This is a genomic window from Burkholderia cepacia, from assembly GCF_029962485.1.
Classification (GTDB): domain Bacteria; phylum Pseudomonadota; class Gammaproteobacteria; order Burkholderiales; family Burkholderiaceae; genus Burkholderia.
Window position 1 is genome coordinate 2,827,977 of the sequence record NZ_CP073638.1, and the last position, 14,238, is coordinate 2,842,214.

General features: G+C 64.6%; 6 protein-coding genes. All 6 read right to left on the minus strand.

The annotated features are described in order from the left end of the window. Nucleotide 1 precedes the first annotated feature (1 nt). Nucleotides 2–1,138 (minus strand): DUF2827 family protein, encoded by a 1,137-nt coding sequence (locus KEC55_RS29180; RefSeq protein ID WP_282508555.1) that lies wholly within the window; start codon nt 1,136–1,138, stop codon nt 2–4. A gap of 27 nt (nt 1,139–1,165) precedes the next feature. After that, nucleotides 1,166–1,630, minus strand: coding sequence for a DUF4019 domain-containing protein (locus tag KEC55_RS29185; RefSeq protein WP_282508556.1), 465 nt, complete (start codon nt 1,628–1,630; stop codon nt 1,166–1,168). Between the two features lie 25 nt (nt 1,631–1,655). After that, nucleotides 1,656–2,810 carry a DUF2827 domain-containing protein gene (locus tag KEC55_RS29190; protein WP_282508557.1) on the minus strand — a complete coding sequence of 385 codons (1,155 nt, stop codon included), beginning with the start codon at nt 2,808–2,810 and terminating at the stop codon, nt 1,656–1,658. Nucleotides 2,811–2,824: 14 nt separating this feature from the next. After that, on the minus strand, nt 2,825–3,970 hold the full coding sequence (locus KEC55_RS29195) for a DUF2827 domain-containing protein (RefSeq protein WP_282508558.1): 1,146 nt from the start codon (nt 3,968–3,970) through the stop codon (nt 2,825–2,827). A gap of 382 nt (nt 3,971–4,352) precedes the next feature. Further along, nucleotides 4,353–5,015, minus strand: a complete 663-nt coding sequence (locus KEC55_RS29200; protein ID WP_282508559.1) for an OmpA family protein — start codon at nt 5,013–5,015, stop codon at nt 4,353–4,355. A gap of 141 nt (nt 5,016–5,156) precedes the next feature. Continuing rightward, entirely contained in the window at nt 5,157–13,991 is an 8,835-nt protein-coding gene (locus KEC55_RS29205; RefSeq protein WP_282511458.1) for an ESPR-type extended signal peptide-containing protein, read from the minus strand. Between the last annotated feature and the right edge of the window lie 247 nt (nt 13,992–14,238).

A 14,238-nucleotide genomic window follows, 5' to 3' on the forward strand; every position in this document is an offset into this window, starting at 1 on the left:
GTCAGCCGAGCGCGCGACCGGCGAACAACTGCTGGATTTGCTCGGAGTAAGCGCGAACGTTGTGCTCGGCGAGCGTGTCGACCTGGTGCAGGCAGCGGCGGGCCGCGGCCGCGTAGTCGTCGAGCCGCGTGTCGTGTGTCTGCGCGGCGGTCGCGATCGCACGCGCCGCTTCGAAGATCTCGAAGTCCGGGTAGTAGTAGCCGACGTCACGCAGGAACGGCGAGTTGTGTACGAGCGGATAGTTGCCGTACAGCGCGTCGTACAGCAGGTAGTTGAGGCCGTTTTCCCAGTGGTGGGACACGACGATGTCGGTGTGATGCGCGGCCCACGCGACGAACGGCGCGCGCACGTCGGCGGTCGCCTTGCCGTCGCGCACCATCTCGAGCCCGAGGGCGAGATGCTTGAAGGCAACGTTTTCCTTCTTGTCGAACGTGTTGGTCATGTACACGTGCTCGACGAGCTCCGGGTGCTCGACGTAGCACGCGTTCGCGGCGAGCATCGGCACGATCGAGCTTTTCACGACGTTCAGGTTCGGCTCGAAGAACGCGATGCGCTTGGCCGGGCCGTGGTTGCGGTAGCCGAAGCGCGCCTTCAGTTCGGGATCGGCGTCGAGGCTGCGCTCGATGAAATACGGCGACCAGATATGCGGCAGCTCGATCACCGGCGCCCGATACACGGCCTGGAAATAGGCCGCGCACGTGTGCATGTGCTGCGGGTTGGTCCAGATCTCGTCGAACTGCACGCGGTGCGGGTTCGGCCGCCAGTCGTTCTTCTCGAAGTTGATCGTCTCGACCGCGATCACGTAGTCGTTGCCGAAGCGATACGACACGCACTTGCCGCCGCGCTGGCGCACGACGTCCGTGTGCGACGGATCGACGAACGCATTCATCTCGATCAGCAGGTCGGTCTGGTGGACGACGGCCGACAGCGGCCGCAGCGCGTCGCCGAACGCGTCCATCATCAGCGCCTGCGGATACTCGGTGATGCCGTTGTCGTGCGCGAGCCAGACTTCGCCGATCAGCGGCGACTGCTTCAGCAGCATGTACAGGTACACGCAGTGCTGGTTCGCGCCGTTGTACCAGATCGACTGCGTCGCGTCGCGCTGCACGTTCATCGTTATCGCGACATTGAGTTTCATGATGTCTCCGAGTCGTCGGCGCAGCGCTTATTTGGTGATGTCGCGAGTCATGCGCGGCGCATAGCCGGTCAAATGCCAGTGACCGTCACCTTCGAGGCGAAAGCTCACTTTTTCGTACACTGTCGATCCGGTGGTCAATGTCGTCACATAGTCGACGTTCGCGTAGAGGCCGTCGGGTACCGTCGCATTCGTGTAGCGGTCGCGTGTGATCTGCTCCCACTCGCGGTGGCGGACCAGGGCGACCGTTTGCCAAGCGCGCCGGATGTCGCTTACGAAATGGTCCTGCTTGAATCGGGTCTTGATGAAGTCGGCGGAACCGAGCCAGATCTCGTTGAACTGGCCGGCTTCGAGTTGCCTGAATACCGTGTCGGCGTCCTGCAGCAATTCATCCGCCGACCCTCCCGATGACTGTGCATGCGCGCCGATCGCGATCGAAGCGGCGGCGCAGCCGATCAGCCATTTGGCGCGGGTGAGGGGCGTGCGTGCGTTCATGTCGGAATCCTGAAAGGGCAGCGCGTCACGCGTCGCGATAGAGGGTGGCGATCGCGTCCGTATAGGCGGCGACGTTCTCGGGGTTGTAGATACTCACGGAGCTGAGCACGTGCTTCGACTGCTCTCGGTACGCCTCCAGATTCGCGTCGTGCTCGGTGAACGCCTGCAGCAGCGCGCGGCCGCCGGCCTGGCAGTCGAAGTCCGGATAGAAATACCCGGCCTTACCGAGGAACGGCGAGTTGTGGATCAGCGGATAGTCGCCGTACAGCAACTCGTAGTACAGGTAGTTCTGTGCGTTTTCCCACGTGTGCGACACCACCGCATCGCCGTACGCAGCCATGAACTCGTACACCGCGTAGCGGCTCTCGAACGTCGTGACCCCGTGGTTCACGATGTCGAGGCTCTTCGCGAAGTGGACGAACGTCGCATGCTCCTTCAGGTGGATCGTGTTGCACACGCGCACGAATTCGAGGAATTTCGGATTGGCGCGGTACGCCTCTTCCGTGACCAGCATCGGGATGATGCTCGTCTTCACCATGCAGATGTTCGGCTCGAACATCGTCACGCGCCAGCGCGGCTTGCCGGGCTGATAGCCGAAGGTCAGGCCCGCGCCGAGCGTCGCGCGTGCCTTGTCGAACAGCATGGGATGCCAGATGTGCGGGACGATCGTGACCGGCGCGCGCAGGCCGGTCTGGTAATAGTGCAGGCACGAGCGCTCGAACTCGGGAATCGTCCACACGGCGTCGTACGGCGCGCCCGAGAACAGGAAGCCCGACGGCTTGTTGAACATCGCGCGTTCGATGTCGATCACGTAGTCGTTGCCGACCCGCATCGTGACGACCTTGCCGCCGCGGTCGCGGAACGCGCGCAGGTAGTCCGCGCCGAACTGCGCACTCATTTCGATCAGCACGTCGCAGCGTTCCAGCGCTTCGTCCATCGACAGCAGCGGCACGTCCCACTCGCCGAGCATCATCTGCGGATCGGCGACCTGTTCGCCGCCGTTCACCATCACGGCTTCCGCGACGAGCGGCGACTGGCGCAGCAGCAGGATCAGCAGCAGGCAGTTCTGGAAAATGCCGTTTTCCCACAGCGACTGGCCGGCGCCGCGCACGAACAGCGACACGCCGACGACGAGACGCTTGCCCTCGCCGGGCGCTTGACGGGCATTGGAGTCCGACATGCGTATGCTCCGGTTCAGGCGACCAGACGCGAGACAAACGCGTCGAGGTTCGCGGGGTTGTCGATCGAGACCGACTGCAGCAGCCGGCCGGCTTTCGCGCGGTAATCGTCGAGGCGTTCGTCGTGATGCAGCCAAGCGTCGAGCAGTGCGCGGCCGCCCGCGGCGGAGTCGAAGTCCGGGTAGTAATAGCCGGCGTCGCCGATCAGCGTCGAGTTGTGGATCAGCGGATAGCCGCCGTACAGCACGTCGTAATACAGATAGTTCTGCCCGTTTTCCCAGTGGTGCGACACGACGGCATCCGCGTGGCGCGCCATGAAGCCCGGCAGGTCGAGTCGCGGTTCGAAGGTCGCCTTGTGGTGGCGGACGAGATCGAGGCTGTTCGCGAAGTGCACGAAGGTCGAATGCTCCTTCATGTGCATCGCGTTGACGACGAACATGTGCTGCACCGCGTCCGGCCGCGCGCGGTAGAACTCGTCGCATGCCAGCATTGGGTAGTGGCAGGACTTGGCGACCGAGATGTTCGGTTCGAGCATCGCGAGGCTCCACGGACGCTGGCCTGGCCGATAGCCGAACGTCGCGCCTTCGCCTGCGAGCGCAGCCACGCGGCGCTCGAGGAAGTACGGCGACCAGATGTGCGGCATCAGGTGGACGGGCGCGCGCAGGATGGTCTGCAGCATCGGCGCCGCGGTCTTGTCGTATTGCGGCAGCAGCCACACTTCGTCGAACGGCGCGCCGTTGAACACGTGTCCGGACGGTTTCCCGAAGATCGGCGTTTCGCACAGGCCCGCATAGACGTGTCCGCAGAAGAACGCGGCGATCTTCTTGCCGAGCGCCTTCATGTGCCGGAGCCATTCGACGGGCAGCTGCGCGCCCATTTCGATCACGACGTCGAGTTCGTGCGTGACGTCGGAGGGTTTCACCAGCGGGATGTCGAGGCCGTCGAGTTCGAGGCCGGCCGGCAGTGCGTTCGCATCGCCGCCGTTCAGGAAATAGACGGGGCCGACGCGATCCGAGCGCTTGAGCATCATCGCGAGGAACGCGATGTTCTGGTGAATGCCGTTTTCCCAGATCGCCTGGCCGTCGCGCGCAAACAGCGAGATGCCGACCGCCGGCCGTTGCTTGCGGGTGCCGCCCGCGGCGGCTTCATTGATGTCCGTCACCGGTTGGTTTCCTCTGCGGCGTCGTGCGTCCGGGCATCGCGTCGAGCGTCTGGCCTGGAAGCGGCGCGCCGTGGGTTGTCATGGTTGGATTCGCGCCGGTGCGTTGCGGCAAGCGAATCGGGCGACGTGGTTCGCGAGGGCGGCAGCCGGATTCCGGCGTGTCGTCGGGCGCGCCTGGCACGGCGCGCGATTCGGGCAGGCTGCCCCGGCGACTGTCTGCGGCGATTGTGGCATGGAAACCGCCGTTTTTGGCAGGACGTGACGAACTTTGACATACCCGCCGGCCCACGGGAGCGGGGCGCCGGCGATGCGGCGCCCGCGTTGTCCGGCGCGGCGCTGGCGGCTTGCCGGAGCGGCCGCCGCACCTGCGGCGGCCGGCTGCTCAGTGCTGCAGCCGGATTTCGACGCGGCGGTTGCTCGCGCGGCCTTCGGGCGTCGCGTTCGATGCGACCGGATCGGCTTTGCCGCGGCCCGACACCGTCAGCGCGTCGGTTTTCAGGCCGTGTGCTTTCAGATAGGCGGCGACCGATTCGGCGCGGCGCTTCGACAGCGCGAGGTTGTAGTCGTCGCTGCCCACTGAATCGGTAAAGCCGGTGACGCTCACCTGCGAGTACGTGTGGTCCTTGCGCTCGCTCAGCAGGCGGTCGAGCGATTCGCGCGCGGTCGGCGCGAGCGTCGCGTGGTCGGTCGCGAACAGCGCGTCGCCCGACAGGTTGACCTGTTCGACGACGGCGGTCGCCGGTTCGGCGGCCGAGGCCGCTTCGGCCGGCGCGGCGCCGCACTGGAAGACCAGCGTGGCCGGATCGGATTTGTCGCGCAGCGCGCGGGCCGAGTCGACGGCGCGCACGGGCTGATCGCCGCAGATCTTTCGGGCAGCCTTCATGCATGTCTGCGGGCCCGACAGCAGGCCGTGGCAGTCCACCTGGAACGTGCGCACGCCGTCGCGCGGCTGCAGTTCGGAGGCGCTGAAGGTCGGGCCGGATGCGGTCGAGCACGCGGCGAGGGCCGTTGCGGAAAGTGCGAGCGCAAGAGCGAGTTTGTTCACGGTTACATCCTCAATGCTTGGGTTGACTGAAGCCCGCCACGGGTTGCGCGGCGGGCTCGTCCGGCCGTCGGGGCCGCCGCCGGCCGTCCGGCTGGCGAGCCGGGCGGCCTGGCGAGCCGGGCGGCCTGGCGGCGCGACGCGTTACTTCCACTGATACAGCATGCCGGCGCCGATCACCTTCTGACCGCCGCTGAAGCCGCCGTTGATCGACGCCTTCAGGTTCTCCGTGATGCGGGCCTGCATGTTGACCGCCATCGCCTTCTGGCCGAGGAAGGTCGACGTACCCACGCCCATCCCGAAGTTGGCGTCGCGATCGAGCTGCGGGATCGATGCCATCGCGCCGACGGCCGCGATACCCTGCTTCGCCATCTGGTCGGTCTGCTGCAGTTGCGAACCCAGCGAGTTGATCTGCGTCTGCTGGCCCGACAGCGCCGTCGACAGCGTCGTCTGCACCTGCGTCAGCTGGTTCACGTTCACCGCGTCGGTGCCTTGCGTACCCGGCGCGACGTTCGTGATCTGGCGCTGCTGCGTGTCGCTACCGACCGACACCACGTTCGAACGGCCGCCGTCGTTCGAATTCGCGCCGATCGCCACCGAGTTCGAGCCGGCGGTGACGGTCGGGAGGTCGGTGCCCTTGCCGTTCATGTCGGCGGCGATCCCGTTGCTGTTGTTGGCGCGAATCGTGTTGTTGTTGATCGTCGTCGACAGCGAGTTCAACGAGTTGTTGATGTTCGTCACACCGGTCGACAGCGAGGCCACGTTGCTGTTTGTCGTGCTCAGGCCGGTGGACAGCGAACCGATGCCCGTCGAGGTCGACGTCGACAGCGAGTTGACGTTGCTGTTCGTCGAACTCAGGCCGGTCGACAGCGAGTTGATCGCGGTCGAGGTCGACGTGGACAGCGAAGCCACGTTGCTGTTGGTCGCACTCAGGCCCGTGGACAGCGAGTTGATGCCGGTCGACAGCGACGCGACATTCGACGCAGTGGACGTCGACAGTGCATTGACCGCGTTGTTCGTCGCGTTCAGCTGGCTGCCGTTGATCGCGTCCGTGCTCGTGGCCGAGATCCGGCCCGCGGCGACGTTCGTGATCTGGCGTTCCTGGCCCTGTGCACCGACGCTGACCACGCCAACCGGCGAGTTGCCCGCGAAGAAGTACGTGACGCCGCCGATCGTGGCGCTCGAGGTGCCGACGGCCGCAGCCGTGACCGAGTTCGCGCCGAGTGCGACCGAGTTGGCGACGTTCGCTTGCGCGTTCGTGCCGAAGGCGAGCGCGTCGGCGGCGGTGGCCTTGGCGGCCGAGCCGTAGGCCTGTGCGCCGGTGGCGCTGGCCGTGGCCTGGCTGCCCAGCGCGATCGTGTTGTCCGCGGTGGCCTGGTTCGAGCTGCCGAGGGCGAGCGCGCTGGCGCCGGTTGCCGTGTTCGCGTTGCCGAGCGCCACTGCGCCGTCGCCGGTCGCCGTGTCGTTCGCGCCCATCGCCACCGCGCCGGTGCCCGTTGCGATGCTCGGGTCGCCGATCGCGACCGCGCCGTCGCCGGACGCCGTGTTGCCGGAGCCGATCGACACCGCCTTGCCGCCCGTTGCCGATGCGTTCTGGCCGATGGCGACCGCACCTGCCGACTGTGCGTTCGAGCCGTCGCCGACCGCCACGCTGCTGGCGCCTGCCGCGCTGGCGTTCACGCCGGCGGCGAGGGCATTGGTGCCCGTTGCGCCCGTGTTGTCGTAGTTGGCTTGCTGCGTGCCGTTGTCGTTGACGCTGTAGTAGTGCGTCTTCGCGGCGTTGATCGCGGTCGAGGTCGAGGTGGACAGCGACGTCACCGAGCTGTTTGTCGTGCTCAGGCCGGTGGACAGCGAGCCGATGCCGGTCGACGTCGAGGTCGACAGCGACAGGATCGTGCTGTCCGTGCTGCTCAGGCCGGTGGACAGCGAGCTGATGCCGGTCGAGGTCGAGGTCGACAAGGACGTGATCGAGCTGGCGGCCGACGACAGGCCCGTCGAGGTCGAGGTCGACAGGGACGAGATCGAGCTGGTGGCCGAGGACAGGCCGGTCGATGTGGAGGTCGACAGCGACGTGACCGTGCTGTTGGTCGTGCTCAGACCGGTCGACAGCGAGTTGATGCCAGTCGAGGTCGAGGTGGACAGGGATGTGATCGAGCTGTTTGCGGACGACAGGCCGGTCGACGTTGAGGTCGACAGCGAGGTGACCGTACTGTTGGTCGTGCTCAGACCAGTCGACAACGAGTTGATGCCAGTCGAAGTCGACGTCGACAGGGACGTGATCGAGCTGTTCGCGGACGACAGGCCCGTCGAGGTCGAGGTCGACAGCGAATCGATCGAGCTGTTCGCGGACGACAAGCCCGTCGAGGTCGAGGTCGACAGCGAGGTGATCGAGCTATTCGCCGACGACAGACCGGTCGAGGTCGACGTGGACAGCGAGGTGATCGAGCTGTTCGCCGACGAGAGGCCCGTCGAGGTCGAGGTCGACAGCGAAGTGATCGAGCTATTTGCCGACGAGAGGCCCGTCGAGGTCGAGGTCGACAGCGAGGTGATCGAGCTGTTGGCCGACGACAGACCGGTCGAGGTCGACGTGGACAGCGAATCGATCGAGCTATTCGCCGACGAGAGGCCGGTCGATGTGGAAGTCGACAGCGACGTGATGGAGCTGTTGGCCGACGACAGACCCGTCGAGGTCGACGTGGACAGCGAGTCGATCGAGCTGTTAGCCGACGAGAGGCCCGTCGACGTGGAAGTCGACAGCGAGGTGATCGAGCTGTTGGCCGACGAGAGGCCCGTCGAGGTCGAGGTCGACAGCGAGGTGATCGAGCTATTCGCCGAAGACAGGCCGGTCGACGTCGAAGTTGACAGCGACGTGATGGAGCTGTTGGCCGACGACAGACCGGTCGACGTGGAAGTCGACAGCGACGTGATGGAGCTGTTGGCCGACGACAGACCGGTCGAGGTCGACGTGGACAGCGAGTCGATCGAGCTGTTAGCCGACGACAGGCCGGTCGACGTCGAAGTCGACAGCGAGGTGATCGAGCTGTTAGCCGACGAGAGGCCGGTCGACGTGGAAGTCGACAGTGAGGTGATCGAGCTGTTAGCCGAAGACAGGCCGGTCGACGTTGAAGTCGACAGCGAGGTGATCGAGCTGTTGGCCGACGAGAGGCCCGTCGAGGTCGAGGTCGACAGCGAGGTGATCGAGCTGTTCGCCGACGACAGACCCGTCGACGTCGAAGTCGACAGGGACGTGATCGAGCTGTTAGCCGAAGACAGGCCGGTCGAAGTCGAGGTCGACAGCGAATCGATCGAGCTGTTGGCCGACGAGAGGCCGGTCGAGGTCGAGGTCGAAAGCGAAGTGATCGAGCTGTTCGCCGACGACAGACCCGTCGAGGTCGAAGTCGAAAGCGAATCGATCGAGCTGTTGGCGGACGACAAGCCCGTCGAGGTCGAAGTCGAAAGCGAAGTGATCGAGCTGTTGGCGGACGACAAGCCCGTCGAGGTCGAAGTCGACAGCGAAGTGATCGAGCTGTTGGCCGACGACAGACCCGTCGATGTGGAAGTCGAAAGCGAATCGATCGAGCTATTCGCCGACGACAGGCCCGTCGACGTGGAAGTCGACAGCGAGGTGATCGAGCTGTTGGCCGACGACAGGCCGGTCGAGGTCGAGGTCGAAAGCGAGGTGATCGAGCTGTTAGCCGACGACAGACCCGTCGAGGTCGAAGTCGACAGGGAGGTGATCGAGCTATTGGCCGACGACAGACCCGTCGACGTCGAGGTCGACAGGGACGTGATCGAGCTGTTCGCCGACGACAAGCCAGTCGAGGTCGAGGTCGACAGCGAATCGATCGAGCTGTTGGCCGACGACAGACCGGTCGAGGTCGAGGTCGACAGGGACGTGATCGAGCTGTTCGCCGACGACAAGCCGGTCGAAGTCGAAGTGGACAGCGAAGTGATCGAGCTGTTAGCCGACGACAAGCCCGTCGAGGTCGACGTGGACAGCGAATCGATCGAGCTATTCGCCGACGAGAGGCCGGTCGAGGTCGAGGTGGACAGCGAGGTGATCGAGCTGTTGGCCGACGACAGGCCGGTCGACGTGGAGGTCGACAGCGAATCGATCGAGCTGTTCGCGGACGACAAGCCGGTCGACGTCGAAGTCGACAGCGAAGTGATCGAGCTGTTGGCGGACGAGAGGCCGGTCGAGGTCGAAGTCGACAGCGAGGTGATCGAGCTGTTGGCCGACGACAGGCCGGTCGACGTGGAGGTCGACAGGGACGTGATCGAGCTGTTCGCCGACGACAGGCCGGTCGACGTGGAGGTCGACAGCGAATCGATCGAGCTGTTCGCGGACGACAAGCCGGTCGACGTCGAAGTCGACAGCGAAGTGATCGAGCTGTTGGCGGACGAGAGGCCGGTCGAGGTCGAAGTCGACAGCGAGGTGATCGAGCTGTTGGCCGACGACAGGCCGGTCGACGTGGAGGTCGACAGGGACGTGATCGAGCTGTTCGCCGACGAGAGACCGGTCGAGGTCGAGGTCGACAGGGACGTGATCGAGCTATTGGCCGACGACAGGCCGGTCGACGTCGAAGTCGACAGCGACGTGATCGAGCTGTTAGCCGACGACAGACCCGTCGACGTCGAAGTCGACAGAGACGTGATCGAGCTGTTAGCCGACGACAGGCCGGTCGAGGTCGAAGTCGACAGGGACGTGATCGAGCTGTTAGCCGACGACAGGCCGGTTGAGGTCGAGGTCGACAGGGACGTGATCGAGCTGTTGGCCGACGACAAGCCAGTCGAGGTCGAGGTCGACAGCGAAGTGATCGAGCTGTTGGCCGACGACAGGCCGGTCGAGGTCGAAGTCGACAGGGACGTGATTGAGCTATTCGCCGACGACAGACCGGTCGAGGTCGAAGTCGACAGGGACGTGATCGAGCTATTCGCCGACGACAGGCCGGTTGAGGTCGAGGTCGACAGCGAATCGATTGAGCTGTTAGCCGACGACAGGCCCGTCGACGTGGAAGTCGACAGCGAGGTGATCGAGCTGTTGGCCGACGACAGGCCGGTCGAGGTCGAAGTCGACAGGGACGTGATCGAGCTGTTGGCCGACGAGAGGCCCGTCGAGGTGGACGTGGACAGCGAAGTGATCGAGCTATTCGCCGACGACAGGCCGGTCGAGGTCGAGGTGGACAGCGAGGTGATCGAGCTGTTAGCCGACGACAGGCCGGTCGACGTCGAAGTCGACAGGGACGTGATCGAGCTGTTAGCCGACGACAGGCCGGTTGAGGTCGAGGTCGACAGCGAAGTGATCGAGCTATTGGCCGACGACAGGCCGGTCGACGTGGAGGTCGACAGCGAATCGATCGAGCTATTAGCCGACGACAGACCCGTCGACGTGGAAGTCGACAGCGAAGTGATCGAGCTGTTAGCCGACGACAAGCCAGTCGAGGTCGAGGTCGACAGCGAAGTGATCGAGCTATTGGCCGACGACAGGCCGGTCGACGTGGAGGTCGACAGCGAATCGATCGAGCTATTAGCCGACGACAGACCCGTCGACGTGGAAGTCGACAGCGAAGTGATCGAGCTGTTAGCCGACGACAAGCCAGTCGAGGTCGAGGTCGACAGCGAAGTGATCGAGCTGTTGGCCGACGACAGACCGGTCGAGGTCGAAGTCGACAGGGACGTGATCGAGCTGTTAGCCGACGACAAGCCCGTCGAGGTCGACGTGGACAGCGAATCGATCGAGCTATTCGCCGACGACAGGCCGGTCGAGGTCGAGGTCGACAGCGAAGTGATCGAGCTGTTCGCCGACGACAGACCGGTCGAGGTCGAGGAAGACAGCGATGTCACCGAGCTGTTGGTCGAGCTGAGGCCCGTGGACAGCGACGTGATGCCGGTCGAAAGCGAGGCGATAGCGCTGCCGGACGTCGACACCGTGGTCGACAGCGAGTCGACGATCGAATTGGTTGCGAACAGCTGCGAGCCATTGATCGCGTCGGTGCTGGTCGCGGTGATTTGGCCGGCTGCAACGTTGGTGACCTGACGCTCGGCGCCAGGCTTGCCGACGCTGACCACACTGGTCGGATTGCCGCCCTCGAACGTTGCGGTTACACCGCCGATGGTGCCGGTCGGCGTCTTGACCGGCGCCGCCGTAACAGAGCCGCTGCCAAGCGCGACGTCGCCGGCATTGTTGGCGACCGCGCTCGGGCCGATCGCGACCGAATCGGTGCCGAGCGCCTGACTGTCGGCGCCGGACGAGTTCGCGTGGAAGTACTTGATGCCCTGGCTGTTGATGCTGTCGATTGCCGAGCCGACGCTGTTGGCGGTCGACTGCGTGCCGTTCGCGTTGTAGGTCGTATATGCCGGAGCGGAGACGGTCCCGGTCGTCGGGTCGTACGTGGAACCGCCGCCGAGCGCCGATGCCGTGCTCGTGCCGAGGTTGTTCGTCTTCGTCGTGACCGAGCTCAGGCCGGTCGACAGCGAGTTGATGCCGGTCGAGGCCGAGGTGGACAGCGACGAGATCGAGCTGGTGGCCGACGACAGACCCGTCGACGTGGAGGTCGACAGCGAAGTGACCGAGCTATTGGTCGACGAGAGGCCGGTCGACAGCGAGCCGATCGAGCTGGTGGCCGACGACAGACCCGTCGACGTGGAAGTCGACAGCGAAGTGACCGAGCTGTTGGTCGACGAGAGGCCGGTCGAGAGCGAGCCGATCGAGCTGGTGGCGGACGACAGGCCGGTCGACGTGGAGGTCGACAGCGAAGTGACCGAGCTATTGGTCGACGAGAGGCCGGTCGACAGCGAACCGATCGAGCTGGTGGCCGACGACAGGCCGGTCGACGTGGAAGTCGAGAGCGACGTGACCGAGCTATTGGTCGACGAGAGGCCGGTCGACAGCGAACCGATCGAGCTGGTGGCCGACGACAGACCCGTCGACGTGGAAGTCGACAGCGAAGTGACCGAGCTATTGGTCGACGAGAGGCCGGTCGAGAGCGAGCCGATCGAGCTGGTGGCGGACGACAGGCCGGTCGACGTGGAGGTCGACAGCGAAGTGACCGAGCTATTGGTCGACGAGAGGCCGGTCGACAGCGAACCGATCGAGCTGGTGGCCGACGACAGGCCGGTCGACGTGGAAGTCGAGAGCGACGTGACCGAGCTATTGGTCGACGAGAGGCCGGTCGAGAGCGAGCCGATCGAGCTGGTGGCCGACGACAGACCGGTCGACGTGGAAGTCGACAGCGAGGCGACCGAGCTGTTGGTCGACGAGAGGCCGGTCGACAGCGAGCCGATCGAACTGGTGGCGGACGACAGACCCGTCGACGTGGAAGTCGAGAGCGAAGTGACCGAGCTGTTGGTCGACGAGAGGCCGGTCGAGAGCGAGCCGATTGAGCTGGTGGCCGACGACAGGCCGGTCGACGTGGAGGTCGAGAGCGACGTGACCGAGCTATTGGTCGACGAGAGGCCAGTCGACAGCGAACCGATCGAGCTGGTGGCCGACGACAGGCCCGTCGACGTGGAGGTCGACAGCGAAGTGACTGAGCTGTTCGTCGACGAGAGGCCGGTCGACAGCGAGCCGATCGAGCTGGTGGCCGACGACAGACCGGTCGACGTGGAAGTCGAGAGCGAAGTGACCGAGCTGTTGGTCGACGAGAGGCCGGTCGAGAGCGAGCCGATCGAGCTGGTGGCCGACGACAGACCGGTCGACGTGGAGGTCGACAGCGAAGTGACCGAGCTATTGGTCGACGAGAGGCCGGTCGACAGCGAACCGATCGAGCTGGTGGCGGACGACAGGCCGGTCGACGTGGAGGTCGACAGCGAAGTGACCGAGCTGTTGGTCGACGAGAGGCCGGTCGAGAGCGAGCCGATTGAGCTGGTGGCCGACGACAGACCGGTCGACGTGGACGTCGAGAGCGAAGTGACCGAGCTATTGGTCGACGAGAGGCCGGTCGAGAGCGAGCCGATCGAGCTGGTGGCGGACGAGAGGCCGGTCGACGTGGACGTCGACAGCGACCTGACCGAGCTATTGGTCGACGAGAGGCCGGTCGACAGCGAGCCGATTGAGCTGGTGGCCGACGACAGACCGGTCGACGTGGACGTCGACAGCGAAGTGACCGAGCTGTTGGTCGACGAGAGGCCGGTCGAGAGCGAGCCGATTGAGCTGGTGGCCGACGACAGACCCGTCGACGTGGAGGTCGAGAGCGAAGTGACCGAGCTGTTGGTCGACGAGAGGCCGGTCGACAGCGAATAAAGCTGGCTGCCGTTGATTGCATCGGTGCTGGTCGACGACACGTTGCCCGGGGCGACGTTGATGATCCGACGCTGCGTCGTACTATTCCCTACGCTGAAGACGTTCGATTGCCCGCCATCCGTACTGCCGTTACCCAGCGCGACACTCCCGCTGCCCGTCGAGGTTGCGCTTGCGCCGATAGCGGTGCTTTGGGAGTTCGACGCCGTTGCGCCATACCCGATAGACATAGCGCCGCTGCCCGACGCGGTCGCCCCGTTGCCGATGGCCGTAGCCTGGCTATTGGTCGCCTTCGCGCTGTTCCCTACGGCCGCGCTTTGCGCACCCGATGCGGTGGACATGTTCCCGAGAGCAGTTGACCCGACGCCACTCGCAGTTGTGGTGTCCCCAATAGCCGTACTCCCGAAGCCGCCGGCGGTTGCCACCGTGCCGATGGCGATGTTGGCGTTCGTGCCATCGGCGCCAGCCGAAGCGTTGTAGCCATTGTTGGTCGGAGAGTTGGCCGCACCGGTTGAGATGTTCGACACACCCGAACCGATCGCCAGGTTGTTCGCCATTGCCGATTCGCCAGGGGCTAATCCCAGAGCGAGCGCGAGCGTGATTCCAGCGCCGAACTGACCGACCAGACCGGCCTTCACGACGGCCGACTTGTTCGGCTTGCCCCGTGCCGAATCGTGTTCCGATGCCGCGACCCAGGCGCCAAGAGCTTCGTTCCAGATCGAGCGGTATGTGCGGTTCATGTCCTGCTACCTCCAAATATGCACGCCACACACCGGTCTCTTTCGTTAGAGGAATATTCCGTGCGCTCGCGCGAATCTCAAAATTGATGGGCGGATTTTATTGGAGGTGATTTTTGTAGATTGACAAACAGTGATAAATGAGAGGTTTTGAAAGTTAAAAAATGGTCAATGCATCGCGTTTTGATGTATTGGGATAGAATGATTTTGAAAGATGTAAGAATGTGTCGTGTAGGGTTCGAATTTTCTG